Here is a 23,497-nt window from a genome sequence, read left to right as displayed (position 1 = left end):
CAGACTCGAGCACCTGCTGGCATCAAGGTGAACTGGGCGATGTAGGAGCAGTTCTCGACTGGGTCGGTCGCGGCCGCGCAGGGAGTACGGGCGATCGTGGTCTTGACCGGATTGTCGTGGGATCAATCGATGAACACCCGGCCGGCGCGTGCCTTCTTCGCCATGACCGCGGTGACCGACTCCGGGGTCTCGCGGGCGAACTGTTGGACGAGCCGCTTGGCATAGGCCGTCTCAGGCCGGGGTGGTCTTGCCGTCGGTAGCACGTAGACCGAGGTCACCGTGATCATGATCCGGCGCCGGCGTCACGGGGACAACCGTGCCGCCGTACCTGCGGAGGTCGTCCACCCCCGGCACGCCATCAGAGCGCTACTCCTGTTCGCCTGTGCTCCGCGTTGCCATCCACGCACAAAAGATCATTGCAAAATGGCCTATTTCACTACTTCCACCACTGGCCTATATTCACCCGACCGGCGGTACCAAGATTGAACAGCTCCGTATTCCTAGACAAAGTATTACTACCCCTGCTTAGCTGGCGGACAGCTCGAACTTCCGCCGCAAGCGCCGATCTTCATCCACCACGAAAGGGGACTTAAATGTCAAAAAGGGCATTGTTCGCACGAATGATGACCGTGGGGATCATGGCAGTTTCATCGTTCATCGGCGTTGGCGTCTCGCCAGCTCAAGCTGCCGTTATTTGCCCACAGAGCGGCCGCAACGGCCAGGGAGGGACCCTGCAAACCATTGGTTCAGAGCCATACCGGAACGGGCCCGGCGAGAACTGCGGACTCTTGAGTTACCGCTCAGGAACCGCCGACATTTACTGCAAGAAGTTCAACGAACTCGGCAACCTCTGGTACTACGCAAGAGATCGTTCTTCCGGTGTCCTTGGTTGGATCTGGAGCGGCAACGTGGCGAGCACAAGCGGCACTCGCCCCAATTGTTGACGTCATTCCTCCCCGGTCCGGGGCGGTGCTGTTGGCAGCCAGCCACGGCGGTGCGCGACCTCGGCGTAGACCGACGCCATGACGTCCTCGGCTCTGTCGCGCAGCACGAGTTCGACCGCACCGCTCACACCGGTGGAGACGAACGCTCCCTGTGCCTGGAGCTTGGTCAGGTCCGTTTTTCGGTGACTACTATGATTCCACCCCCATCGTGCTGCAGGCACCCGAAGATGGCTGGTGGGTACCTCGTCGTCGATAACGGCGACGCCGAATCTGGACCCGGAAGCGCCCGCCGCGAAGACCGACGCGAACGCGCTGGCAGGCTACGTCGCTCGGCTGCACGCCCTGGCGGCGCAGTACAACCTGTCTTCGCTGCAGCTCCCGGCTGTTCGACACTCGTTGACCGCCGCGCTCCGCACTCCGTAGGTTCGATACTGAACGAGGAGGTCCGGGATGAGTCACCTGGTGCGATTCGCCGGCGGAACGGGCAACATCCGGGTTGGCTTGCTCACCGGTGAGCAGCTGCGGCCGCTCGCGGTGGCGTCGATGAGTGACCTGCTGCGCCACCCCGTGGCGGAGATCCGCCAGCTGGCCGAGACTGCCGGGGAGCCCGTGTCCACGGTCGGGACCCGCTTGCTGCCGCCGCTGGACGGCCGAATGGAGGTGTGGGCCGCCGGGGTGACTTACCTGCGGTCCGAGGAGGCCCGCCGCGAGGAGAGCGCCGACGAGGACATCTACGCGCGGGTGTACCGCGCGCAGCGGCCCGAGTTGTTCTTCAAGTCGCCCGCGTGGCGCGTGGTCACCGACGACGAGCCGGTCGCCATCCGTGCCGATTCCGCCAACAACGTGCCGGAACCGGAACTCGGCCTGCTGCTGACTCGTGCCGGGGAGATCGCCGGCTACGTGGTGGTCGACGACGTCAGCTCCCGCAGCATCGAAGGCGAGAACCCGTTGTACCTCCCGCAAGCCAAGATCTACACCGGTTCGTGCGCGGTGTCGGCGCGGGTACGACCGGCGTGGGAGGTACCGGACCCACTGTCGCTCGGCCTCCGCATGCGCATCCTGCGTGACGGTCACGAGGTGTTCGCCGGCGAAGCCAGTACCACCCAGCTCAACCGCGAACCAGCCGGACTGGTCGAGTACCTGTGGCGGGACAACGACTTCCCCGACGGCGCCGTACTCTCGACGGGCACGTCCGTCGTGCCGGGGCTCGATCAAGGGCTGCGGCCGGGAGACGTGGTCGAGATCGAGATCGACGCAATCGGATCGCTGCGCTCCCCCGTAGTGCTGGGCGCGGACGAGGTACGCCGGGTGCTCGCCGCGCGCTGAGGGCTCAGTGGGACCGGCGGAAACGCGCCGCACCAGCGTAGTTTCGGCTGGGCTTCGCCAAGGTCGCCAAGACGTCCGGCGCGGAGACCACGAACCCGCGCCGGCCGCGCCACAACCACGTCGACGCCCCCGCACGAGCGGCACGACCCCGCTTTCAGTCAGGTACTGGCATATCGACGCGGCGCGGTCTGGCGCCCCGGCGGTGTGGATGGTGTGGTTGGCTGGGCTCCGAGTGGTCGGAGGATGCCGTGGACAGAGCATTGGGACCGGGCGATGTGCTGGCGGCAGCCGAGACCGCACCGCCCGTGGAATCGGTCGAGGTCGGCGCGCGTGACCTGGCGAAGCGGCTGGGGGCCTTCGACGTGTCCTTTCTGCTGGTCGACCTCGTCGAGGAACACCTGGTGCGGCTGACCTCGACCGCGCGGGACCCGGACGGGCGCGCCCTGGAGGCGGTCGAGCTGCGGGACAGCGTCTACGAGGGGGTGCTGCGCACCCAGCGGCCGTGGCGGGAGGAGAACGACGGCGAGATGCGGGTGGTGCTGCCGGTGACCAACCGCGGCGACTGCGTCGGGGTCCTGGAGGTGACCGTGCCCTTCTGCGACGACGAGGTGCTGGCCCAGCTGGGCCAGGCCGCACACGCGCTGGCCTACGTCATCGTCACCGACCGCCGCTTCACCGACCGCTACCACACCGGCCGGCGCACCACACCGATGAGCCTGGCCGCGGAGATCCAGCACCAGCTGCTTCCCTCGGCATCCTGCTGCGAAGCAGCCCAGTTCACCGTCGCCGGCGCCCTGGTGCCCGCCGACGACATCGGCGGCGACACCTACGACTACACCCTGGACCGCGGCACCCTGCACCTGTCGATCACCGACGCCGCCGGTCACGACGTGGCTTCGGCACTCACCGCGACCCTGCTGGTCGGCGCGCTGCGCGGGGCCCGCCGAGCCGGTCACGACCTGGCCGAGCAGGCACGGCAGGCCAACCAGGCCCTGCTCGACCACGGCGGCGAGGTAGCGCTCGCGACCGGGCTGCTGCTGCGTGTGGACCTGCACACCGGCGGCGTCGAGCTGGTGAACGCCGGCCATCCCGCGCCGCTGCTGCTGCGCGACGGTGTCGTGGAGCCGCTCCGGCTGGAACCCGACCTGCTCTTCGGCGTCAAGCCGCACCGGTACCGGGTGCAACGGCTGGACCTGCGCCCCGACGACCGGCTGGTGCTGCTCACCGACGGCATGCTCGAACGCAACGCCGCCGACGCCGACCTGCCCGCTCTGATCCGCCAGACCGACGGCCTGCACACCAGAGAGCTGGTGCGGGCCGCGACCAGGGCGGTAACGCACGCCTGCCACAGTCACCTGCAGGACGACGCCACCGTGCTGTGTCTGGACTGGCACGGGACCGGTCGCACCGAACGCCAGGCCGACAACGGCGCCGACACCGACACCGCCTCACCCGCCTAGCACCTCCGACGACCAGAGGGTGACCGCCGGGCGCACCACCTAGGCGTGTCTGACAATGCCTTGGTCCAGGTGACGACGGCATGGAGGACGACTGCGGCGCGGTAGACGATGGCGACGCCCGCGACCTACGCGACTACGAGCGGTTCCGGCCGCGCTCGGGCGGGATCGACGCGGTGGCCAAGCTGATCGAGCTGGCCCGGCGGCACGGCACCGCGGCCCACGTGCTGCACGTGTCCAGCCGCGAGGAGGCCGACCTGCTCACCGCGGCCGGCGCTACCGGGCTGCCGGTCATCTGGGAGGTCACCGCGCACGGCGGCCTTCGAGAGCGGCGGTCACCTGAGTGTCGACAGCCCCTGGAGGGGCCGGGGAGTCTCCTGGCTCCTCCGTTGTAGTGGGCGAACATCGGCCCTTCGCCGGTCCGGGGCAAGTCCACGACGGCCGGGTGGCGGCGGTCTCGGGCCACACGATCCACGCGCCTTCAGACAACCACGCAGCGGACGGTCGCCGGAGCGGTGGCCGGGCGTCGGGCCGCGGCCCGAACGAGCAGTCCGCCGTACGTCGCCGCGCCTTCCCCCGATCACGGGCCGCCACCGGGCGAAGGGGGCGCGCCGTCGACGTCGAGCGCGCCGGCGGCCGGGACGACGCCGAGGCCGTCGCGGACGAACTCCACGGGGTGCCGCGACCACGTCCCGGGCGCGACGTCGACCGGCCGGCCTCAGCCGCCCGGCGCGCGCAGGGCGGCCGCGATCTCGGCGTCGGTGAGCCGCCGCGGGCCGACGTAGTAGAGCACCGAACCGCCCGGCAGCTCGCCGTCCCAGCCGGGGTTGACGACGAGGCCGTCGGCGGTCCGCGCGGCCAGGATCGTGACCCCGAACGCGCGGCCCAGTGCGATCCGGCACCGCTCGGTCCCCAAGGTCCCCGGCGACTCCGGAAGCGTCACGGAGTAAGTGGCGGCACCGCCCGCGGTCATCAGCTCCGTGTAGACGTCGGCGATTCCGGGCGAGATCAGCTCTTCGGTGATCATGCGGGGCGTGTGCCACAGCACGCAGTTGATCTTCGGGTCGACGTAGCGGACCAGCTCGGCGCGGTCCATGTCCCGGAGCGCCACCACGACGTGCGCCGCCGGGTTCGCGTGGTCGACGGTGACCGCCACGGCCAGTGCCTCGTTATCGTCGGCCATGTCCACCAGAACGGTCGCCGCACGGTGCACGGCCGCCCGCGCCAGCACGCCGGCGGCCGTCGGATCACCTCGGACGAAGTCCACCGGCTCCGCGGGCATCGGGTGCACCGGCACCTCCTCCCCCGCGCAGAGGACCAGCCCGGTCACGCCGTCGGCCAGCAGCTGGGCCACGATCCGTTCGGTCCGTCCGGCCGTGTAGCCGATCAGCACCGTGTGCCCGGTCGCGCGAACCGGCTCGGTTCCCTGCATTCGCCGTCCCTTCGCCTGCTCGAGCGCCGACGCCAGTCTGGTGAAAACCGCCGTGAGGGTCGCGATCCCGCCGATGATGACGTAGCCGCCCACGACGTGCCCCGCGGCGGTCTCGGGCGAGAAGTCCCCGTAGCCGACCGTGGCGGCCGTCACGACGAAGTACCACCAGTAGTTTCCCGGCCGCACCAGCTCGCTGCCCGCCGGTTCGGCGAGCGCCATCAGCGGCCAGCTCGTCACGAACACGACCACGACGACCGCCACCGGCAGCAGCCACCCCCGGGCCAGGATCCAGCGCGCGAGCAGCCGGGACAGGAAGAACGCCATCCGTGCCCTCCGCCGACGCGACTGCCGATCGCACCAGCCGACCACATCACCGGATCGGACACAATGGACTTTACCGGACCGTGATCCCGACAGCGGACATCGAGCGAATGTTGCCGTGGGCCATCATGTTGCCGACCTGTGCGCCAGTCCATTGTCGACAGTGAAGGCCGATCCGGATCGGCCGGCAGCCCAACGCCAGGAACCCAAATCGGGGAGATTGCCGAAGTTCCGCCCCCGAAACGTGCCTTCCCTTCATGGTTCAGCCCTGCCGGAGATCGCCATGTGCGCGGCTTCGAGCAGCTCCCCCACCGTCAACGTCAAGCCGGTCCGAGCCCGCTCGATCCAGCGACGCGCGGTAACGGCCGCAGTGGCCGCGTCCATCGGAACCCTTGACGACCGAACGAGCGGGTTGCATACTCTGTCAACCTCAGTTTAATCGATTAAACAGCCGCGAGGAGGCGACGCGATGGCGCGGGTCCGGATGTCCGACGTGGCGGCTCGCGCCGGGGTGTCCACGGCAACGGTGTCGATGGTTCTCAACGGGGTGAACGCGACGCGCATCTCGTCGCAGACTCAGCAGCGCGTGCGCGAGGCGGCCGAAGAGGTCGGTTACAAGCCGAACTCGGTGGCGCGGAGCCTGCGGACGCAGCAGACCCGCATGGTCGGCCTGATCTCGGACACCATCGCCAGCACCCCGTTCGCCGGGCGGATGCTGGCCGGGGCCAACGACGTGGCGCGTGAGCAGGGGCATCTGGTGATCCTGGTCGACACCGAGCACGATGCCGCCGCCGAGCGCCGGGCGCTGCACGCCCTCAGCGGCCAGCAGGTCGACGCGATGATCTACGCCTGCATGTGGCACCAGGTGGTCGAGGTGCCGGAAGGACTGCCCGAGGACGCCGTGCTGCTGGACTGTGCCCCGGTCGCGGGCGACCGGGCCGCGGTCGTCCCGGACGAACGGGCGGGCGGGATGGCCGCGGTGCGGGAGCTGGTGACTGCCGGGCACCGCCGGATCGCTTTCGTCGACGCCGAAGAACGGTTCGACCTCGTCGCCTCCCGGCTGCGGTACGAGGGGTACCTCCGGGTCCTGGCCGACGCCGGGATCGAGCCGGACCCCGCGCTGCACGCCCGTGCCGAACCGGTGGCCGGTGGTGGCCGGGAAGCCGCCCGGCGGCTGCTGGAGCTGCCGGCCGCACGGCGCCCCACCGCGATGTTCTGCTTCAACGACCGCATGGCGATGGGCGCCTACGCGGCCGCACACCGCCGGGGTCTTTCGGTTCCCGGTGATCTGTCCATCGTCGGCTACGACGATCAGCAGCTGGTCGCGGCGGAACTCGATCCGCCGCTGACCACGATCGCGCTCCCGCACTACGAAATGGGCCGATGGGCGATGGAGGTGGCACTCGGGCTGCGTCAAGCCGACCCGGCAGAACCGCACCTGATGCCGTGCCCGGTCATCCGCCGGGCTTCGGTGGGCCCGCCGCCGGCCGCGTTCGGCGGCTGACGGCGGACCGCACTCTTGCACTGCATCCCACATGGCAGTTGGCGCTGCCATCCGGCACGGAGGCGACGGCCGGTCGCGCTCCGAAACAGAAAGAGATTGCACGGTGAAACGCAAATCCCTCCCCCTTATCATAGCGGCCGGCCTGGCCGCGGCGCTCGCGCTGGGCGGCTGTGCCCGCGCGAGCCAAGACTCCTCGTCCTCCGGCAGCCCCGGTGAGATCACCATGTGGACGCACTCGGCGGGCAACCCCGGCGAACTCGCGGTCTACCAGCAGATCATCGCCGACTTCAACGCCTCCCAGGCCCAGTACAAGATCGTCGAGCAGAACTTCCCGCAGGGCTCCTACAACGACGCGATCACCGCGGCCGCCGCGGCGCGCAAGCTGCCCTGCCTGCTGGACATGGACGGGCCGGTGATGCCGAACTGGGCCTGGGCCGGCTACCTGCAGCCGCTGGGACTGCCGGACGACCTGATCAAGACGCTGCTGCCCACGACCGTCGGCCGCTACAAGGACACCGTCTACTCGGCGGGCTACTGGGACGCGGCGCTGTCGATCTTCGCGCGGAAGTCGGTGCTGGACAAGAACCAGATCCGGATCCCGACCATCGAGAAGCCGTGGACGCTCGAGGAGTTCGACGCGGCCGTCACCAAGCTGAAGGCCGGCGGCTACACCACGCCACTGGACCTGGGCGCAGCCGACAAGGGCGAGTGGTGGTCGTACGCGTACTCGCCGATGCTGCAGAGCGCCGGCGGCGACCTGATCAACCGCCAGACCATGAAATCCGCCGACGGCACCCTGAATGGCCCGGACGCGGTCAAGTTCTTCACCTGGTTCCAGCAGGCGTTCAAGAACGGCTGGGCGGACAACACGGGCCCGGTCGGCAACCAGCGCTTCATCGACAACAAGGTCGCCCTCAGCTACACCGGCGTGTGGAACGCCAAGGACGCGCTCGCAAGCGTCGGCCAAGACCTGCTGATCCTGCCGCCGGTGGACTTCGGCAAGGGCCCGAAGATCGGCGGCGGCTCCTGGCAGTGGGGCATCTCCGCCGGCTGCAAGAACGCCGACGGCGCCCGCGCCTACCTGAAGTTCAGCTTCCAGGACAAGTACCTCACTGCCTTCGCCGACAGCCAGGTGGTCATCCCGAGCACCACGGCCGCCGCGGCGGCGTCGAAGTACTTCGGCGACAACGCTCCGCTGCACCCGTTCGCCGTGCTGTCGCAGAAGTTCGCCCTGGCCCGCCCGGCCACCCCCGGCTACCCGGTGATCTCCTCGACCTTCGAGAAGGCGGCCAAGGACATCATGAGCGGCGCCGACGTGAAGCCGGCGCTCGACACCGCCGTGCGGACGATCGACACCGACATCAAGTCCCAGAACGGCTACGGCTTCTAGCTCGTCGCACCCCGCCCGGCGCCGGCGCCGGGCGGGCCGAGAGGGAAGGCACCTCCCATGACGGCGACCATCTCGCCGGACACCCGCGCCGCGAGCGCGGCCCCGAAACCCGTCACCAGACGGAAAACCCGCCACGAACTGCGCTCCCAGCGCCGCGCAGGATGGGCCATGGCCACCCCGGCCGTGCTGTTGCTGCTGGCGTTCCTGATCGTCCCGGTGATCCTCGGTTTCGTCCTGTCGTTCACCAACGCCCGGCTGGTCTCGCCCGAGCCGACCACGTTCACCGGCCTCGACAACTTCGTCCGGGCTTTCACCGCCGACCCGACGTTCCTCCGCTCAGTGGTGAACACCTTCTGCTTCGCCGCCGTCGTGGTGCCGGTGCAGGCCGGGTTCGGGCTGCTGCTGGCCATCCTGGTGAACCAGAAGATCCGCGGCGCGGTGGCGTTCCGGGTCATCTTCTTCATCCCGGTCGTGACGTCGATCGTGGTGGTTTCGATCCTGTGGAAGTTCATGTACCAGCCGGACGGGTTGATCAACTCGTTCATCGACTCGATCACCTTCGGCGCTTGGCAGGGCACCGCGTGGCTCAACGACCCGAGCACCGCGCTGACCGCGATCATCGTGCTGTCGATCTGGCAGGCGGTCGGCTTCCACATGCTGATCTGGCTGTCCGGGCTGCAGACCATCCCGCAGGAGCTGTACGAGGCGGCGCGGATCGACGGCGCGGGCACCTGGCAGCAGTTCCGCAACGTGACCTGGCCCGGCCTGCGCCCGACCCGGGTGTTCGTGCTGATCACCATCACCATCGCCGCGCTCGGGCTGTTCGTGCAGATCGACGTGATGACCCAGGGCGGCCCGGTCGACTCCACCTCGACGCTGGTCTACCACGCCGTCCGCATGGGCTACCACCAGCAGCAGATCGGCTACGGCTCGGCCCTGTCGCTGGTGTTCTTCGTGCTGGTGCTCATCGTCGCGCTGGTCCAGCGCTTCCTGACCCGGGACAAGGACTGACCCATGGCGATCCACAAAGGACACAGCAACCCGGACGAGCGCGTGCTGCGCCGTCGCCGGCGGGTCTGGACCTACCTGGTCCTGCTCGGACTCGCCGTCTTCTTCCTGTTCCCGCTGGTGTTCATGTTCGTCTCCAGCCTGAAGCCCGACGGCCAGATCCTGTCCGACGTCGGCGGGTGGCGGGCGTTCCTGCCGCTGGGCGACATCAGCTTCGACAACTACTCCGCGGTGTTCGACCGGGTGCCGGTCGGGCGGTTCCTGCTCAACTCGGTGATCGTCACGGTGGCGATCGTGGCCGCCGGGCTGGTGGTGAACTCGATGGCCGGGTTCGCGATCTCCCGGCTGCGCTGGACCGGCCGCGGGGTCGTGCTCAGCGTCATCATCGCCACGCTGATCGTGCCGTTCGAGACCATCGCGGTGCCGATGGTCTACTGGGTCTCGCAGCTGCCGACCCTGCTGTTCCAGAACGGCCGGATCGAATACGACTTCGGCTGGCTGGACTCCTACCAGGTGCAGATCATCCCGTTCATCGCCAACGGCTTCTCGATCTTCCTGTTCACCCAGTACTTCTCGACCATCCCGATCGCGCTCGACGAAGCCGCCCGGATCGACGGCGCGGGCTGGTTCACCATCTACCGGAAGATCGCCGTGCCACTGTCGGGGCCGGCGTTCGCCACCGTCGCGATCCTGACGTTCCTGCCGGCCTGGAACCAGTACCTGTGGCCGAGCATGGTCGTCCAGGACGAGAAGCTGCGGCCGGTCATGGTCGGCATGCAGTACTTCTTCCAGGACAACACCGCCTGGGGCGAAGTCATGGCCTACACGTCGATGATCACCCTCCCGGTGCTCGTGGTGTTCCTCGCTTTCCAGCGCGCGTTCGTCAGCAGCGTCGCGGCCAGCGGCGTCAAGGAATGACGCGCTCGCCCGGCAGACGACTTTCCGAAAGGTTGTGCATGTTTTCGCTGCCCGACTCCTGGGTCTGGGACTTCTGGTTCGCCGACGACGGCGAGCGCTACCACCTGTTCTTCCTCTACGCCTCGCGTGCCCTGGGCGATCCCGAAGCCCGCCACTACCGCGCGTCGATCGGCCACGCCGTCTCGACCGATCTCGTGCACTGGACCCGGATCGAGGACGCGCTGGTCCGCGCGGACGCCCCGGCGTTCGACGACCTGGCGACGTGGACCGGTTCGGTGGTGCGGCACCCGGACGGGACGTGGTTCCTGTTCTACACCGGCTCCACGTCCGCTCCCGAAGGCAAGAACATCCAGCGGATCGGCTATGCCACCTCACAAGACCTCGTGACCTGGCAGCGGGCTCCGGAGAACCCGGTCCTGGCCGCCGATCCCCGCTGGTACGAGACGCTGGACGCCGGGGTCTGGCACGACGAGGCGTTCCGCGATCCGTGGGTGTTCGCCGATGCGGACGGCAACGGCTGGCACATGCTCATCACCGCCCGCGCCGGCACTGGCGAGCCGTTCGAACGCGGCGTCGTCGGCCACGCCGTCTCCGCGGACCTGCGGCACTGGGAGCTGCGCCCACCGCTGACCACGCCCGGGCCGCGCGGGTTCGGGCAGCTGGAGGTCCTCCAGGCCGAGGTGGTGGACGGCCGACCGGTCGTGATCTTCTCCTGCCTGGCCGAGCACGCCTCGGCCGACCGCCGGGCAACCGGCACGACCGGCGGGATCTGGGCCGCCCCGGCCGGCGGCCCGCTCGGGCCGTTCGACATCGCGGCCGCCGAACCCGTCACCGACGACCGCTTCTACAGCGGACGACTGATCCGCCGCCGGACCGACGACCGCTGGGTGCTGCTCGCGTTCCACAACCGCGGCGAGCGCGGCTTCGTCGGTGCTATCAGCGATCCCATGCCGGTGGCGTGGGACGGCAAACGTCTCGCTGTTTTCGATTCCTGACATTTGGAGATGCGATGAGCTCAACGACGAGCGTACTTCGCCTGCTGTCCGCCGCCACCCTCGTGGCGGCTACCGCGGCCGTGGGTCTGACCGGCCCCGGCGGCGCCACCCCGGCGCACGCCGCGGGCACTTACCGCGCGCAGTACCACTTCACGGTGCCCGACCACTGGAAGAACGACCCCCAGCGGCCGGTGTACGTCAACGGCAAGTTCAACTACTACTACCTCTACAACGCCGACTACCCGGCCACGGTGGGCACGGCCTGGCGGCTGGCGACGACCACCGACGGGGTGGCGTTCGCCGACCAGGGGATCGCGGCGCCGAAGAACACCAACGCGAACGCCGACCTGTGGTCCGGGTCCGCGGTCGTGGACACCGCGAACACGGCCGGTTTCGGCGCCGGTGCGGTGGTCCAGCTGGTCACGCAGATGGACCACCCGGTCAACGGCTCCGGACCGCAGGCGCAGTTCCTGTGGTACTCGATCGACGGCGGCCGGACGTTCCGCCCCTACGGTGAGACACCGGTGATCCCGAACGGTGGCCGCCGCGATTTCCGCGATCCGAAGGTGATCTGGGACGGCGCACGGGGACGCTGGGTCGCGGCGATCACCGAAGGGGACCGGATCGGGTTCTTCACCTCGCCGGACCTGAAAACCTGGACGTGGCGATCGGACTTCGCAAGCACCATGGGCACGCTCGAGTGCCCGGACCTCTACCCGATCCGCGCCGACGACGGCACCACCCACTGGGTACTGGGCGTGAGCGCCGGCGGGACACCGGGCACCTACGCGTACTGGACCGGATCCTTCGACGGGACCGGCTTCACGGCCGACGCGCCCACGCCGCAGTGGCTGGATCACGGCTTCGACTGGTACGCCGGGGTCACCTGGGAGGATCCGGCCGCGCCGTCGGACCGGCGGTTCGGCCTCGCCTGGATGAACAACTGGGCGTACGCGGACAACACGCCGACCCGAGCCGCGGACGGCTTCAACGGAACCGACTCGATCGTCCGCCAGATCACCCTGAAGCACTACGCGGACGGCTACGCCTTGGCGTCGCAGCCGACACCAGCGCTGGCTACCCACGCCACCTCGGTGAAGAACCTCGGCACGATCCAGGTCAACGACGGCGTGGTGCCACTGGCCTACCACGGGACGGCTTACCAACTGGACACCGACGTCAGCTGGACCCAGCTGGAGAACATCGGGCTGCAACTGCGGGCCTCGGCCGACGGAACACGGCACGCGGACGCCGGTGTCTACCACGACTACAGCTACCTGAACCGGCGCCAGACCGGTCAACCCGACACCACCGGCACGCGGGGTGAGAGCCACGCGCCGTGGAACCCGGCGAAGACGACCGCGCACCTGCGGATCCTGGTCGACCGGACCACGATCGAGGTGTTCCTGGACGACGGCCGGTACGTGCACTCCAGCGAGGTATTCGCCGACCCCGCCGACACCGGCATCAACCTCTACACCACCGGCGGCAGCGGCACCTTCGCCAACACAACGATCACCGAATTCCCGGACCTGAGCCAGCGCCCGGCGCACGTCGTCTCGGGGTTCGAAGGCACCGGCTACGACCCCGGCTGGACCACCACCGGCAGCTTCGCCGGCACCGGCCCGTCGTTCGAGTACCTGCCCGGCATGGTCGGCAACGCGGTACTGGACACCTTCGCCGGCGGCGGCGACCCCGCCACCGGCACGATCACCTCACCGACGTTCACCCTGGACCGCAACCACCTGCACTTCCTGCTCGCCGGCGGAAACCACCCAGCCGGCTCACCCGGCCAGACCTCGATCAACCTCGTCGTCAACGGCCAAGTCGTGCGCACAGCGACCGGAGACGACACCGGCGTGCTCAAACCGATCGACTGGGACGTCAGCACCCTGCAGGGACAGACCGCCCGGCTACAGGCGATCGACCAGGCCACCGGCGCCTGGGGACACCTCATGGTCGACCAGCTGCTGCTGAGCGACTGACCGGCTGCTGCGAGGACAGCACGTCCGTCCTCGCACCGCACTGCCGGAAAGGCATCCACCCAGGTCCAGGCACACGTGGAGCCCACACCGAACCCAGCCGAGATCACGCCGACGTCGACGATGATCCACAAGCAGCGAGTGGGTCACCTGAGGCTCGAACCCAGAACCCACGGATTGGCTATGGTCTGAGAATGGTGGAGGAGACAGAGCCCGCCGATCCGGACGGCCCGATGGAAACCTGCTCCTTCGTGGAGCGGCATCGGGGTCGGGCTCGACCGTGGGCTGATGCTCGCCTCCACGGGCGTGCGGAACCGCAGCGACCTCGACACCCACAGCACCACAGGGCAAATCTTCATCGCGCTCTTGCCTTGGCACGCGGTGTCATCACCACCTGCTTCACACTCCGATCCACGCGGGCGGCAGCCCGCTGAGATCTTCGCGGCGTGCTGCGGCCGCGTAAGGTGGCAAGTTCGCTGCTCCGGGAGCGGTACCGAGGTAGGACTGCCAGCCAAACCGGTTCAGGCGGTTGTTCCACACCCGGTGGCCGAAGAGCCATTGCGCGATCGGCTGCGGGCCGTCGGAATCGCGCAGCCGCTGGATGAGCGCGGCCGCCATGCGACGGAACAAGGCCGCGACGAACCGACGAGCCCACTCGTGTTCGATCGGCAGCGGCGGGTTCCGCCGCAGGGCCGGGCGCAGCTCGGGCGCCACCGTCGACATCTTCACAGCGGCGTTTCCTCTTCGGTGTTCATGATCGTTCCTTCAAGGACCGGGCAGCTCGCTGCACCTCCGGCGCCGGTTACCCGCGTTGGCCGACCGGCGCCTGCCACAATGCGACGATCGCGTCGGTCAGGCCGGCCGCCAGTGCGTCCCAACTCGGTTGGATGGGCGTAGTTTCGTCGGCGAGCGCGCGTTCACGGTCGACCGACATGTGCACGATCAGGTGACGCGCCATTGCCCACCGTTCCGCGCGCACGTCGTCCGGCAGGTCGGGCACGCGCTGGTTGAACCCGTTCAGCAGCAGCCGCAGGGACGGGTAGGCGAGCGACTCTTCGACCCGGATCTCCTGCAACGCGGGGTCGCTCATCAGCTGAGCGCAGAACCGGGCGTACCACGTGGGGCTGCCGAGGGCAGCCAGGTGCTGGGTGACCGGGCAGACCAAGCACGCCACCCAGTCACGCAGCACCTCCGAACCGGCGATGTCGGCCACCATGTCGACCCGGACCTGTTCGATCTCGCCGGCGTACTTCCGGGCGATCGCGCGGACCAGATCCGCCTTCGTTCCGAAGTGGTAGCTGACGACGGCCGTGTTGCTCTGGCCCGCGGCCTCGCCGATCTGGCGGTTGGACACCGCGTGCATTCCGTGTTCGGCGAACGAGTCCGGCGGCCGTGGCCAAGCCGATGCCGCCGGTGACGACGATGGCGATCTTGCCGATCATCGGTTCGCGGCTACAGCGCGGCCGAGCCTGGCGCGCGCTCGAGGGTGGTGAGCCGTCGACCGGGACCGTCGTGGGCTTCGGACCGGAAGCCCTTGGCGAGCAGCCAGATCGGCATGAACACGAACTCGAACAGTCCACCCGGCGCCAGGAGCACGAGCCCTGGTCCTTCATTCATGTCGAGAACGCCGAGGAGATCGAGTGGAACTCCTATCAACAGCGCGGCATATCCCACGAACCCGAGCACGGCGATGGGCCGAGGAACCAGACTGGAAACGAACAGCAGGTACGTGAGGATCAGACCGCCGACGCCGGTCGGGATGTAGACCCACAGCAGGTGGTTGGGGACTACTTCCAGCTGCGTCAACAGATAGATGCCGCACGTCGTGGAGACGGTGAGTTCGATGACTCTCATCACCGGGTACCAGAGCGCGAGTCTGTGGTTGACGGCCTTCAAAACCTGGTACATCAGAAGGCCGATGCCCACGACGGCGATGCCGGAACAGATCATGAGCAGGACACCGATTGTCATTGGCTCCCGATTGGTGTCACCGTCTACAAATGCTTGGATCAGCGAGGTGCCGAAAATAGCGGTGACCATCTGGACGAGAAACAGGACACCGACGGTGACCGCAATCATTCTTCTTGACATTGATTCTCCTTCGGTTGAGCTGCGGGACGCCGTGTGGACACGCGCGTCGTGGTTGGGCGTCGGGCACCTGCTCCGGCGGATAGGTCGCTCCAGGCTCGGGGGTTACCCGACCCGCCGCGATCCGGCGGAGGAACGGTGAAAGGGCGACCGCGCGCAGCTGCCGACCGGAGCCTCCGGTCACGTTGCCGCAGTTCTCCCGCCGACGATGACGAGCGTCCTGCGGCTGGCGAGTGCGCGCCGGAGCCGCGAGAGTGTTGCGTTGCCGCCGATGTCCAGGTTGGGCACCCGGTTCTTCGGGCCCCGGAATCCGAAGCCCATGATCCGCATCGGGTAGGACCGACCGGTCAGGAGATGCCAAGTCCCCCGGTCGAGTCCCGCGGCGTGCACCCGCACCAGCACCTCGTTTGACGCGACGCGGGGGCTCTCGATCTGCTCCGGACGCGGCCCCGGCGGTGTCGTAGGTGTCCTGCACGATGACTCGCATCATGCGCGATGCCGAGGTCGACCCGCCGGGTGCCACGGGGGCACTGTCGCGTTCATCGTGAGTCACCTGCGATGAACACGCGACCGCCCTTGACCACCAGCCAGAGGGCAAGCAGGAACTCGCCAACGAAGGTCACCGTCGAGACTTCCAGGGTGGCATCGGGGCGCAGCACGGCATAGAAGGTGTCGAAGACGTACCCGGCGCCCGCCACACCGAGAAGAATCCCGATGACGCGAGGCGCCGCGGCGGATCGAAGGACCAGCAGCCCGAGGACGGCCAGGTGTGCCCCGAAGAGCACCAGTCCGGCGAGCCACACGTCGTGGAAGACGCCGGTCTTGGCGAGGGCTTGAGCCTGAAGCTGGTCGGTCGAGAAGGCACCCCCGTCCTGTTCGAGGATTCCCGGAACACCGGCAAGCTGGCTGATCGCAACGGTGAAGACTGCGGCGTAGGCGACGCGCAGGTACGCCGAGAGGCGGGCGAGATGGCTGTCGACCGGCTCGAAGAAACGAAGCAGAGCCCAGGCGACCACGACATCGAGCAGTGCCACCACGTAGAGCGCGGCCACACCCAGGCCGAACAGGCCGGGCGATCCTGTGATGTCAGCGGCGGTACGGCCGGCGTCACCGTCGGTCACCAGTCGCTCGACCACGACGAGGCCGCCGAACGCACCCAGCGCAGCGATGACGAGCAGTCCCGCGCCTGCCAGAACCGCGACGCGTCGCCCCGGCGTCTCGTGCCGGGCGCGCTGAGAGCCCGAGCCCGGATCAATGGTTGGTACAGCGCGGGAGGCCATGTCGGATCCGTTCCGTCGAAGTTCGCGAGCCCCGCGCGCCAGGTCGGCATGTCTGCGCGTTCGTACAATGTACGATTTCACTGTACACTGTACGAAAGTCGTTGTGAAGCGCCAGAGGAGACCGATGACCGCATCCGCGCGACCGTCCGCGTCAACCCGTCCGCGACTGAGCAAGGAGCGCGTGCTGAGCGCGGCGATGGTCATCGCCGATCGAGGAGGGCTGTCCGGCCTCACCATCCGCTCACTGGCCAAGGAACTGGGCACCAAGCCGATGTCGGTCTACTACTACGTCGCCAGCAAGGACGAGCTCCTCGACGCTCTCGTCGACGTCGTCTTCGAGGAGATCGAACTCCCCGACCCCGACGGGGAGTGGCGCGAGGAGATGCGCCGACGCGCACACTCGGCGCGCGCTCGCCTCAAGCAGCACTGCTGGGCGATCGGCCTGCTCGAGTCCCGCGCCAGCCCCGGCCCCGCGACACTGCGCCACCACGACCGCGTCCTCGACTGCCTGCGGCGCGCGGGTTTCTCCGCGAAGCTGACGGCACACGCCTACGCGCTCATCGACAGCTACGTCTACGGCTTCGCGCTGCAGGAGGCATCGCTGCCGTTCGAGGGGTCCGACACCGTCGAGGAGGTCGCGGAGCCGATCATGGCGCTGATGGCCACCGGCGAGTATCCGGCGATGGTCGAGATGGCCACGACCTACTACCTGCAGCCCGGCTACGACTTCGCCGACGAGTTCGAGTTCGGCCTCGACCTCATCCTCGACGGGCTGGAGCGACGCCGTCGATGACGCTCGCTGCGCGACTGCGGTCTCGGTCCCGTTGAGCGCTCGGCAGGGCGGGCTGCTATCAGGTGGCCCCTGGCTGACGGTGGAACTCGGCGTGGATGAAGCGGTTTCTGTTGCTCGACGGAAAAGCGCGCCTACGCCGACGAGCGGGCCAGGGTGTCGCATCGGCTCGAACCCGAATGCGCGGCGGTGCGGACGCGGGTCAGCGCGCTGCCTGTCGCCGAGGCGCTCGCGTCGCCAAGCCCGAACACCGCGGTGCGGCACGAGCCGCCATCGGTGGTGTTCGAAAAACTGCGGTCCCTGCACGCCGACCTGCGTGGCCGCCGCTGCCTGCTGGCGCCGTCCATGCACGCCCGGCCGCACCTGTTCGTCAGGGTCGGCCCGGGGTACCCGGCGGTGGCGCACTTCCCGGTGGAGGGTGACCGCAGCCGGAACACGCTCGCCCAGGTCCGCCTGCGGCTGGCCATCCTCGCCGCCCCGGCCCGGCTGTCGCTGTGCCGGCACGTGGTGAACGAGCCGGCCACGACGTCCGACCTCGCGGCCCGCACCGGGATGACGGCGCCGCCCGGCTTCCCCACCTCCGCCGCCTCCACGAGTGATCGTCCGAGCACGTCCACCCCGAGGTGCCTCAGCCGCTGCAGGTCGAGGCGGTGCTGGATCATTCGGCCGGGTCCCGCCGGAAGTGCGCCGGGCGCACCAAGCCCCGCCCGGCGATCGGCGGCGATCGGATGGCGCGGGGAAGGTTGGAGCAACTCCTGGTCACCGGGTGTGCCGAGCTGCTCAGCCTCGGCTCCGTGGGCGAGATCGCTCGATCGCCGGCGCTCCTCGCCGAAATCGCCACGCCAGGGTGGGGTCCTCGAATAGGATGGGCCCGAACGCCTCGATCGCGGGCGGAACTCTGTGGAGGGCAGGCATGTCACCCCTTGCGTTGAGGAGCATCGAGGTCATTCCCCGGGTGCTGCTGCTCGTCGTGGGCCTGCTCGGTCTGATCTTCGCCATCAGGGGACGCGCCAAGGGCGTCTCCGGCCTGATGGTGGGTGCCTTCGCGATCATGCTGGTCGCGACGGCGGCGGGCATCGCGTGGCAGTTCGTATCGTTGGACGCGGCGTCCTGGATCCGGTCGAACCACCTGAGCGTCGACGAACTCAACCTGATCTTCCTGGCAGTGGCCATCCCGCTCGACGTCGCCGCAGTGCTTTCCTGGCTCCTGGTCGCGCTCGCGGTCGTCAAGAGCGGCCGTCCACCTCGGCAGTTCGGCGCCCCGCCGTATCCGGCCGGCTACCCCATGACGGCCCAGCCTTTCGGGAGTCCACAGCCCGGTTATGCCCAGCCCGGCCAGCAGGCCCAGCGACCGCCGAGCTAGTCGCCTGCCGCGCGATCAAGCGGCCGACCTGGCCATCGTGACGGCGAGCGCCAGGAACACCGCGGTGACGACGATGGCCGTGCCGTTGTGACCCGTGCCCTCCTGGTCGCCTTTGCGCGCCTCGAGTGGACTCTCACGTTCGTACGACTGCCTATCCGTCATGCCACCAAGGCACGTCCGACTCGCCGAAGAGCAGCACGAACGTGGACACCGGGAAACGACCGTCCGGCGGGTGGAAATCCACGGTCGCCTCGATCTCTCCGGCGCTGAGCCAGGTCAGCCCAGCTTCCCGAAGCATCTCAATGATTCGTTTTTCCTCCGCAGGCCTGTTTTCGCCGAAACCGGTGACCACCTCGGCACGTGCCAATGGCGTATCGGGGTCGTCGCCGCGCTCGTCGCGGTCCTACTGCTCGGTGCCGCACTGGTGCCGACGAAGGTCTACCGCCCAGGAACCGCGGTGGCGGTGCCCGGCCCCCGCGGAGCCGGTGCTCGTGGTCGTGCTGCCGATGTCCGGCACGGCCGGCCCTGCGGACGGGGCGGCGGTCGTCCTCCGCGAAGGCACGGTGCGCGGCCGGCCGGAACCGTCGAACCGCGGTGGCGGAAGGGTTACCGAATCATCGATCCCGCAAGCGGCCGACGCCGGGTCACCGACGCGGACTTCGCCCGCGAGTTCACCGGCGTGGCGATGACCATGACGCCGGGGCCGTCCTTCGCCCGGCAGCGGCGCGCGCGTTCCGCGGTGTCGGCGTACCTGCGGCAGGTGCTGCGCCTGCCGGGCTGGCGACGGCTGCTGGCCCAGGTCTTCACCGTCTCACTGGTGATCCAGCTGTCGGTGCTCGCGATCCCCGCGTTCACCATGGTGCTGGTCGACCATCTAATTCCGCTGCATGTGACCGATGTCCTGGGGATCGTGGTGGCCGGTATCGTGCTCGTCGTCGCGATTGACCTTGTCGCGGGCTACCTGCGGGCGGCCGTCCTGATCCACCTGCAGGCCCGCTTCGACACCCGGATCATGCTGGGGCTCTTCGGGCACCTGTTGAGCCTGCCCTACGGCTTCTTCGCCCAGCGGACCAGCGGCGACCTCCTGCTCCGGCTGAGCAGCTCGGCGATGATCCGCGAGATGTTCACCAGCCAGACGCTGTCGGTGCTGCTCGACGGCGGGTTCGTGCTGGTGCTGCTGCTCACCGCCCGGCCCCTGCGCGAGCTGACCCAGCGGTACCTGGTGGCGCAGTCGGAGTCACAGAGCTTCGGGGTCCAGGTGATCCGGGGCATCGGCACGCTCAAAGCTTCCGGTTCCGAGGGTCAGATTCTGGAATACTGGTCGTCGCTCTTCCTCGAAGAGCTGCAAGCCTCGCTCAATCGCAACCGGCTGACGGCGGTTGTGAACACGTGCTGCACGCGTTGCGCACCTTCGCTCCCCTGCTGCTGCTCGGCGTCGGCGCGGTGAACGTGCTCGACGGCTCGATGTCGCCGAAGCGGCCGCCCTCGCTGGCATACAGGACGACATCGAGCGCATGCCGATGCGCTACGACACCCTCCTCGGCGAGAGCGGCAGCGGCCTGTCCGGCGGCCAACGGCAGCGGCTGGCCCTCGCCAGGGCACTGGCGAACTCTCCGGCGTTCGGCGCAGGCGTTGGCGTTGCGGTGCAGGATTGTGCTGGCCTGCGCGGAAGGCTTGTCCAACACCGAGGTCGCGGATCAGCTCGGGATCCATCGGATGACGGTGGGCAAGTGGCGGTCCCGGTTTGTTGCGCAGCGATTGGACGGGCTGGTCGACGAGGACCGGCCGGGCCGGCCGCCGTCGATCACGCTGGAGAAGGTCGAGGACGTGATCGTGACAACGCTGGAACAGACGCCCCGCAACGCCACGCACTGGTCACGGGGCGTCGATGGCCGAACGGTCCGGATTATCGCGCTCGGCGATCGGGCGGATCTGGCAGGACTTCGGGTTCAAGCCTCACCTGGCCGACACCTTCAAACTGTCCACCGATCCGCTGTTCGTGGACAAGGTCGTCGATGTGGTCGGGCTGTATCACCACCCGCCGGAGCGGGCGGTGGTGCTGTGCACCGACGAGAAGAGCCAGGGTTCAGGCGCTGGACCGGTCCCAGCCGGTACTGCCGATGATGCCGGGCATGCCCGAGCGGCGCAGCCACGACTACGTCCGTCACGGCATCACCACGCTGTTCGCCGCGTTCAGCACCGCCGATCGCACCGTGATCAGCGAACTGCACCGCCGGCACCGGGCTACCGAGTTCAAGAAGTTCCTGACCACGATCGACAAGACCGTGCCCGAGGGGCTGGACATCCACCTGATCTGCGACAACTGTGAGGATGATCAGGTGCCGTCCCGGGCTGTGGTCTAACCCGTGCGACAACCGGCCGTGGTGCCTTTCCGTAGATCTGTCGGCCCCAGCCTGGGACGGTGCTTGCTGCCGCCGGACCGGCGGGGCGTGTCCCGATAGGGGCCTTGCCGTGAACAGGGCACCATCACAGTTCTGACCGCCTCCACCGGCCCGGCGACGGCCCATCCGTCCCGAGCAGGTCAGGAGACGGACGACTGTGCCCAGCATGCCCCATCCCGCCCTGCCCAGCCAAGATGGCACCTCCGCCGGTGAGGTCGTTCTCGGCGTGGACACGCACAAGGATCTGCATGTCGCGGCAGTGATCACGACCCTCGCCCTGCTGGGCAGCCGCGCGTTCGCCACGACCCGGGCCGGCTACAAGCAGCTGCTGACGTGGGCACGGAGGTTCGGCCCGCTACAGCGGGCTGGGGTGGAATGCACTGGCTCCTACGGCGCGGCACTGGCTCGACACTTGCACGCGGAAGGCGTGCAGGTGATCGAGGTCAACCAGCCGGACAAGGCCGCTCGCGCCGTCCTGTCTGGCCGGGCGAACGGCAGCATGAAGGCCGGTGACGGGTCGGTGGAAATGCTTCGAATGTTCAAGCTGGCCAAGGGATCCGCTATCAAGGCCCGGACGCAGACGATCAATCAGCTCAAGGCCATGCTCATCGCTGCCGACCCGACGCTACGCGAGGAATTGACCGGTCTGAGCAATCCCATACTTTTCCGTCGCTGCGCGGAACTTCCGCCCACCACGCCAGTGACGTCACCAGCGCCGCGGTCTACACGCTTCGATTGCTGGCCGGCCGGATTCGTGAGTTGACCGGCGAGGTCCGCGATCTGGAGCACCGGATCACCGATGCTGTTGCCGTGCATACTCCGGCGCTGCTGGACCGTCCTGGAATCGGCCCCGACAGCGCGGCAGCCCTGCTCATCACGGCCGGGGACAACCCAGACCGCCTGCACAGCGAGGCGTGCTTCGCTGCCCTCCGCGGCGTCAGCCCCGTGCAGGCATCATCGGGCAAGACACACCGACGGCGACTCAACCGCGGCGGTGACCGCCAGGCCAACGCCGCGCTCTACCGCACCACGCTCTCCCGCCTGCGCTGGGGCCAGCGCAGCCGCGACTACCTCGACCGACGCACCACCGAAGGCAAGACCCGCCGCGAGGCCATCCGCTGCCTCAAGCGCTACATCGCACGAGAGATCTACTACCTGATCTCCAAACCAACACCTGCGCCGAGCTTGCGATCGCAACCCACCGCCGCTTGACATCCATAGGGGCATCTACGGAACCCACAAAACTCCGGCGATCAAGGCGTGGCTGGCCAAACACCCCCGGGTGCAGATGCACTTCACGCCGACTGGGTCCAGCTGGATCAACCAGGTCGAGCGATGGTTCGCGTTCCTCACCGATCAGCTGATCCGCCGCGGCGTCCACAAAAGCGTTGCAGCGCTGGAGAAGGACATCCACGAATGGATCAAAGGCTGGAACGAAGACCCCTGCCCGTTCGTCTGGCGCAAGACCACCGAGGAGATCATCGACTCGCTCGCACGATATTGCCAACGGATTCCAGGCGCAGGACACTAGTGCTTCATCAAGCAACGTTGGGTAGGTAATCGGGGCGGCGGATCTTGGAGTTGACGGCGAAGTGGCGTTTGGGGTGGCAGTGGCGGTTGCGCCAGCGGAGGTAGCCGGCGATGGCGGCTTCCTGGGCAGCGTGGCTGGGGTAATCGCTGCCGTCGAGGGTGAAGTAGCGGATCGCGGTGAACTCGCATTCGATCCAGTTCAGCCAGGACGCGTTGGTGGGTGTGTAGACCAGTTCGATGTCGTGATCGGCGCACCAGGTCCTGACCTCGTCTTTGCCGTGGGGGCCGTAGTTGTCGCAGATCAGGTAGAGTTTCCCGGCGGGGAAGCGGCGGCGGAGTTGCTTACAGAAGTCGAGGAACTGCGGCCAGCGTTTGCGGTCACGGAACCGGTAGAACATCTGCCCGGTGGCGAGATCGAGCGCGGCGAACATGTGCCGGATGCCTTTGGTGCGGGTGTAGGTGGCGCGTTGGCGGTCCGGGCGGCCGCGGGGGAACCAGCCGCGGCCGGGTCGGGGTTGCAGGTTCAGTGGCCCGAACTCGTCGACACAGATCACCCGCCCGTCGGCGGGCGGGTGATCGTAGAGGTCGAGAATGCGGGTCTTCTTGGCCACGAAGTCCGGGTCCTTGCTCGCCTTCCAGGTCTTCGTCGCCTGCCAGGACACACCCTCCTTACGCAGGATCTGCCGGACGGTTTCGGTGCTCACCACCAGCCGCGCATGGTCGGCGAGATACTCGACCAGCTTGGTCAGGCTCCAGGTCGTCAACGG

General features: G+C 68.3%; 25 protein-coding genes and 3 pseudogenes. 19 read left to right on the top strand and 9 right to left on the bottom strand.

Annotated elements, in window-relative coordinates; all coding sequences use genetic code 11:
• Positions 1–122: 122 nt before the first annotated feature.
• Positions 123–278: a hypothetical protein gene (locus tag AB0M80_RS39390; protein WP_364575139.1), complete on the bottom strand. Its 156-nt coding sequence runs from the start codon at positions 276–278 to the stop codon at positions 123–125.
• 900 nt (positions 279–1,178) lie between these two features.
• On the opposite strand from AB0M80_RS39390, the gene AB0M80_RS39385 reads away from it, so the two are divergent.
• From AB0M80_RS39385 to AB0M80_RS39370, 4 genes are all read left to right on the top strand, one after another.
• A complete protein-coding gene (locus AB0M80_RS39385; RefSeq protein WP_364575137.1) occupies positions 1,179–1,367 on the top strand; it encodes a hypothetical protein in 189 nt (62 codons plus the stop codon).
• A 27-nt stretch (positions 1,368–1,394) separates the two neighbouring features.
• Positions 1,395–2,270 (top strand): fumarylacetoacetate hydrolase family protein, encoded by an 876-nt coding sequence (locus tag AB0M80_RS39380; protein WP_364575136.1) that lies wholly within the window; start codon positions 1,395–1,397, stop codon positions 2,268–2,270.
• 248 nt (positions 2,271–2,518) lie between these two features.
• Entirely contained in the window at positions 2,519–3,730 is a 1,212-nt protein-coding gene (locus AB0M80_RS39375; RefSeq protein WP_364575134.1) for a PP2C family protein-serine/threonine phosphatase, read from the top strand.
• An 80-nt stretch (positions 3,731–3,810) separates the two neighbouring features.
• Complete coding sequence (locus AB0M80_RS39370) at positions 3,811–4,122, top strand: hypothetical protein (protein ID WP_364575132.1); 312 nt, start codon at positions 3,811–3,813, stop codon at positions 4,120–4,122.
• Between the two features lie 323 nt (positions 4,123–4,445).
• Here AB0M80_RS39370 and AB0M80_RS39365 read toward each other — a convergent pair whose 3' ends face one another.
• A complete protein-coding gene (locus AB0M80_RS39365; protein ID WP_364575130.1) occupies positions 4,446–5,483 on the bottom strand; it encodes an ion channel in 1,038 nt (345 codons plus the stop codon).
• A gap of 466 nt (positions 5,484–5,949) precedes the next feature.
• Between AB0M80_RS39365 and AB0M80_RS39360 the strand changes: the two genes are divergently transcribed.
• The 6 genes from AB0M80_RS39360 (at position 5,950) to AB0M80_RS39335 (ending at position 13,280) form a co-directional block, all read left to right on the top strand.
• The gene (locus AB0M80_RS39360) at positions 5,950–6,984 is read left to right on the top strand and encodes a LacI family DNA-binding transcriptional regulator (protein WP_364575128.1); all 1,035 of its coding nucleotides are present in this window, start codon (positions 5,950–5,952) and stop codon (positions 6,982–6,984) included.
• Positions 6,985–7,087: 103 nt separating this feature from the next.
• Positions 7,088–8,374, top strand: a complete 1,287-nt coding sequence (locus tag AB0M80_RS39355; protein ID WP_364575126.1) for an extracellular solute-binding protein — start codon at positions 7,088–7,090, stop codon at positions 8,372–8,374.
• 57 nt (positions 8,375–8,431) lie between these two features.
• Positions 8,432–9,385 (top strand): sugar ABC transporter permease, encoded by a 954-nt coding sequence (locus tag AB0M80_RS39350; protein WP_364575124.1) that lies wholly within the window; start codon positions 8,432–8,434, stop codon positions 9,383–9,385.
• Positions 9,386–9,388: 3 nt separating this feature from the next.
• The gene (locus tag AB0M80_RS39345) at positions 9,389–10,300 is read left to right on the top strand and encodes a carbohydrate ABC transporter permease (RefSeq protein ID WP_364575122.1); all 912 of its coding nucleotides are present in this window, start codon (positions 9,389–9,391) and stop codon (positions 10,298–10,300) included.
• 38 nt (positions 10,301–10,338) lie between these two features.
• Positions 10,339–11,295, top strand: coding sequence for a glycosyl hydrolase family 32 (locus AB0M80_RS39340; protein ID WP_364575120.1), 957 nt, complete (start codon positions 10,339–10,341; stop codon positions 11,293–11,295).
• Between the two features lie 14 nt (positions 11,296–11,309).
• On the top strand, positions 11,310–13,280 hold the full coding sequence (locus AB0M80_RS39335; RefSeq protein WP_364575118.1) for a glycoside hydrolase family 32 protein: 1,971 nt from the start codon (positions 11,310–11,312) through the stop codon (positions 13,278–13,280).
• 396 nt (positions 13,281–13,676) lie between these two features.
• Here AB0M80_RS39335 and AB0M80_RS39330 read toward each other — a convergent pair whose 3' ends face one another.
• From AB0M80_RS39330 to AB0M80_RS39315, 4 genes are all read right to left on the bottom strand, one after another.
• Positions 13,677–13,991, bottom strand: a complete 315-nt coding sequence (locus AB0M80_RS39330; protein ID WP_364575116.1) for a hypothetical protein — start codon at positions 13,989–13,991, stop codon at positions 13,677–13,679.
• Between the two features lie 88 nt (positions 13,992–14,079).
• On the bottom strand, positions 14,080–14,631 hold the full coding sequence (locus tag AB0M80_RS39325; RefSeq protein ID WP_364575114.1) for a TetR family transcriptional regulator: 552 nt from the start codon (positions 14,629–14,631) through the stop codon (positions 14,080–14,082).
• A gap of 98 nt (positions 14,632–14,729) precedes the next feature.
• Positions 14,730–15,368 carry a DUF4386 domain-containing protein gene (locus AB0M80_RS39320; RefSeq protein ID WP_364575112.1) on the bottom strand — a complete coding sequence of 213 codons (639 nt, stop codon included), beginning with the start codon at positions 15,366–15,368 and terminating at the stop codon, positions 14,730–14,732.
• 536 nt (positions 15,369–15,904) lie between these two features.
• The gene (locus tag AB0M80_RS39315) at positions 15,905–16,645 is read right to left on the bottom strand and encodes a DUF4386 domain-containing protein (protein WP_364575110.1); all 741 of its coding nucleotides are present in this window, start codon (positions 16,643–16,645) and stop codon (positions 15,905–15,907) included.
• Between the two features lie 124 nt (positions 16,646–16,769).
• Between AB0M80_RS39315 and AB0M80_RS39310 the strand changes: the two genes are divergently transcribed.
• The 3 genes from AB0M80_RS39310 (at position 16,770) to AB0M80_RS39300 (ending at position 18,798) form a co-directional block, all read left to right on the top strand.
• On the top strand, positions 16,770–17,438 hold the full coding sequence (locus tag AB0M80_RS39310) for a TetR/AcrR family transcriptional regulator (protein ID WP_364575108.1): 669 nt from the start codon (positions 16,770–16,772) through the stop codon (positions 17,436–17,438).
• A gap of 153 nt (positions 17,439–17,591) precedes the next feature.
• Positions 17,592–18,299, top strand: a complete 708-nt coding sequence (locus AB0M80_RS39305) for a DUF5937 family protein (RefSeq protein ID WP_364575106.1) — start codon at positions 17,592–17,594, stop codon at positions 18,297–18,299.
• Between the two features lie 49 nt (positions 18,300–18,348).
• Entirely contained in the window at positions 18,349–18,798 is a 450-nt protein-coding gene (locus tag AB0M80_RS39300) for a hypothetical protein (protein ID WP_364575104.1), read from the top strand.
• A gap of 15 nt (positions 18,799–18,813) precedes the next feature.
• Here AB0M80_RS39300 and AB0M80_RS39295 read toward each other — a convergent pair whose 3' ends face one another.
• On the bottom strand, positions 18,814–18,960 hold the full coding sequence (locus AB0M80_RS39295) for a hypothetical protein (protein WP_364575102.1): 147 nt from the start codon (positions 18,958–18,960) through the stop codon (positions 18,814–18,816).
• Positions 18,950–19,150, bottom strand: a complete 201-nt coding sequence (locus AB0M80_RS39290; RefSeq protein ID WP_364575100.1) for a hypothetical protein — start codon at positions 19,148–19,150, stop codon at positions 18,950–18,952. Before AB0M80_RS39290 ends, AB0M80_RS39295 begins: the two co-directional genes overlap by 11 nt.
• A gap of 333 nt (positions 19,151–19,483) precedes the next feature.
• Here AB0M80_RS39290 and AB0M80_RS39285 point away from each other — a divergent pair, with 333 nt between their 5' ends.
• From AB0M80_RS39285 to AB0M80_RS39260, 6 genes and pseudogenes are all read left to right on the top strand, one after another.
• A complete protein-coding gene (locus AB0M80_RS39285) occupies positions 19,484–20,245 on the top strand; it encodes an ABC transporter transmembrane domain-containing protein (protein WP_364575098.1) in 762 nt (253 codons plus the stop codon).
• Positions 20,246–20,312: 67 nt separating this feature from the next.
• Positions 20,313–20,357 (top strand): annotated as a pseudogene (locus tag AB0M80_RS39280) (hypothetical protein); the annotation flags it as partial.
• Positions 20,358–20,412: 55 nt separating this feature from the next.
• A pseudogene (locus AB0M80_RS39275) lies at positions 20,413–21,122 on the top strand (IS630 family transposase); the annotation flags it as partial.
• A 244-nt stretch (positions 21,123–21,366) separates the two neighbouring features.
• Positions 21,367–21,963: a transposase gene (locus tag AB0M80_RS39270; RefSeq protein ID WP_364575096.1), complete on the top strand. Its 597-nt coding sequence runs from the start codon at positions 21,367–21,369 to the stop codon at positions 21,961–21,963.
• Entirely contained in the window at positions 21,960–22,412 is a 453-nt protein-coding gene (locus AB0M80_RS39265) for a transposase (RefSeq protein WP_364575094.1), read from the top strand. Before AB0M80_RS39270 ends, AB0M80_RS39265 begins: the two co-directional genes overlap by 4 nt.
• Before the next feature lie 16 nt (positions 22,413–22,428).
• Positions 22,429–22,731 (top strand): annotated as a pseudogene (locus tag AB0M80_RS39260) (transposase); the annotation flags it as partial.
• A 7-nt stretch (positions 22,732–22,738) separates the two neighbouring features.
• Here AB0M80_RS39260 and AB0M80_RS39255 read toward each other — a convergent pair.
• The coding region (locus AB0M80_RS39255) for an IS630 family transposase (protein WP_364575092.1) at positions 22,739–23,497 on the bottom strand (759 nt) is incomplete at its 5' end.

It is taken from the genome of Amycolatopsis sp. NPDC051045 (assembly GCF_040682955.1).
GTDB lineage: Bacteria > Actinomycetota > Actinomycetes > Mycobacteriales > Pseudonocardiaceae > Amycolatopsis.
The sequence above is the reverse complement of the archived record's forward strand: the minus strand, read 5'-3'. Positions and strand labels throughout refer to the sequence as shown.

Coding starts and splice junctions, on each gene's coding strand:
- AB0M80_RS39380 (WP_364575136.1), top strand. CDS start 1,395: ATGAGTCACCTGGTGCGATTCGCCGGCGGAACGGGCAACATCCGGGTT.
- AB0M80_RS39370 (WP_364575132.1), top strand. CDS start 3,811: ATGGAGGACGACTGCGGCGCGGTAGACGATGGCGACGCCCGCGACCTA.
- AB0M80_RS39365 (WP_364575130.1), bottom strand. CDS start 5,483: ATGGCGTTCTTCCTGTCCCGGCTGCTCGCGCGCTGGATCCTGGCCCGG.
- AB0M80_RS39360 (WP_364575128.1), top strand. CDS start 5,950: ATGGCGCGGGTCCGGATGTCCGACGTGGCGGCTCGCGCCGGGGTGTCC.
- AB0M80_RS39350 (WP_364575124.1), top strand. CDS start 8,432: ATGACGGCGACCATCTCGCCGGACACCCGCGCCGCGAGCGCGGCCCCG.
- AB0M80_RS39345 (WP_364575122.1), top strand. CDS start 9,389: ATGGCGATCCACAAAGGACACAGCAACCCGGACGAGCGCGTGCTGCGC.
- AB0M80_RS39340 (WP_364575120.1), top strand. CDS start 10,339: ATGTTTTCGCTGCCCGACTCCTGGGTCTGGGACTTCTGGTTCGCCGAC.
- AB0M80_RS39335 (WP_364575118.1), top strand. CDS start 11,310: ATGAGCTCAACGACGAGCGTACTTCGCCTGCTGTCCGCCGCCACCCTC.
- AB0M80_RS39320 (WP_364575112.1), bottom strand. CDS start 15,368: ATGTCAAGAAGAATGATTGCGGTCACCGTCGGTGTCCTGTTTCTCGTC.
- AB0M80_RS39315 (WP_364575110.1), bottom strand. CDS start 16,645: ATGGCCTCCCGCGCTGTACCAACCATTGATCCGGGCTCGGGCTCTCAG.
- AB0M80_RS39310 (WP_364575108.1), top strand. CDS start 16,770: ATGACCGCATCCGCGCGACCGTCCGCGTCAACCCGTCCGCGACTGAGC.
- AB0M80_RS39300 (WP_364575104.1), top strand. CDS start 18,349: ATGTCACCCCTTGCGTTGAGGAGCATCGAGGTCATTCCCCGGGTGCTG.
- AB0M80_RS39295 (WP_364575102.1), bottom strand. CDS start 18,960: ATGACGGATAGGCAGTCGTACGAACGTGAGAGTCCACTCGAGGCGCGC.
- AB0M80_RS39285 (WP_364575098.1), top strand. CDS start 19,484: ATGACCATGACGCCGGGGCCGTCCTTCGCCCGGCAGCGGCGCGCGCGT.
- AB0M80_RS39270 (WP_364575096.1), top strand. CDS start 21,367: ATGCCCCATCCCGCCCTGCCCAGCCAAGATGGCACCTCCGCCGGTGAG.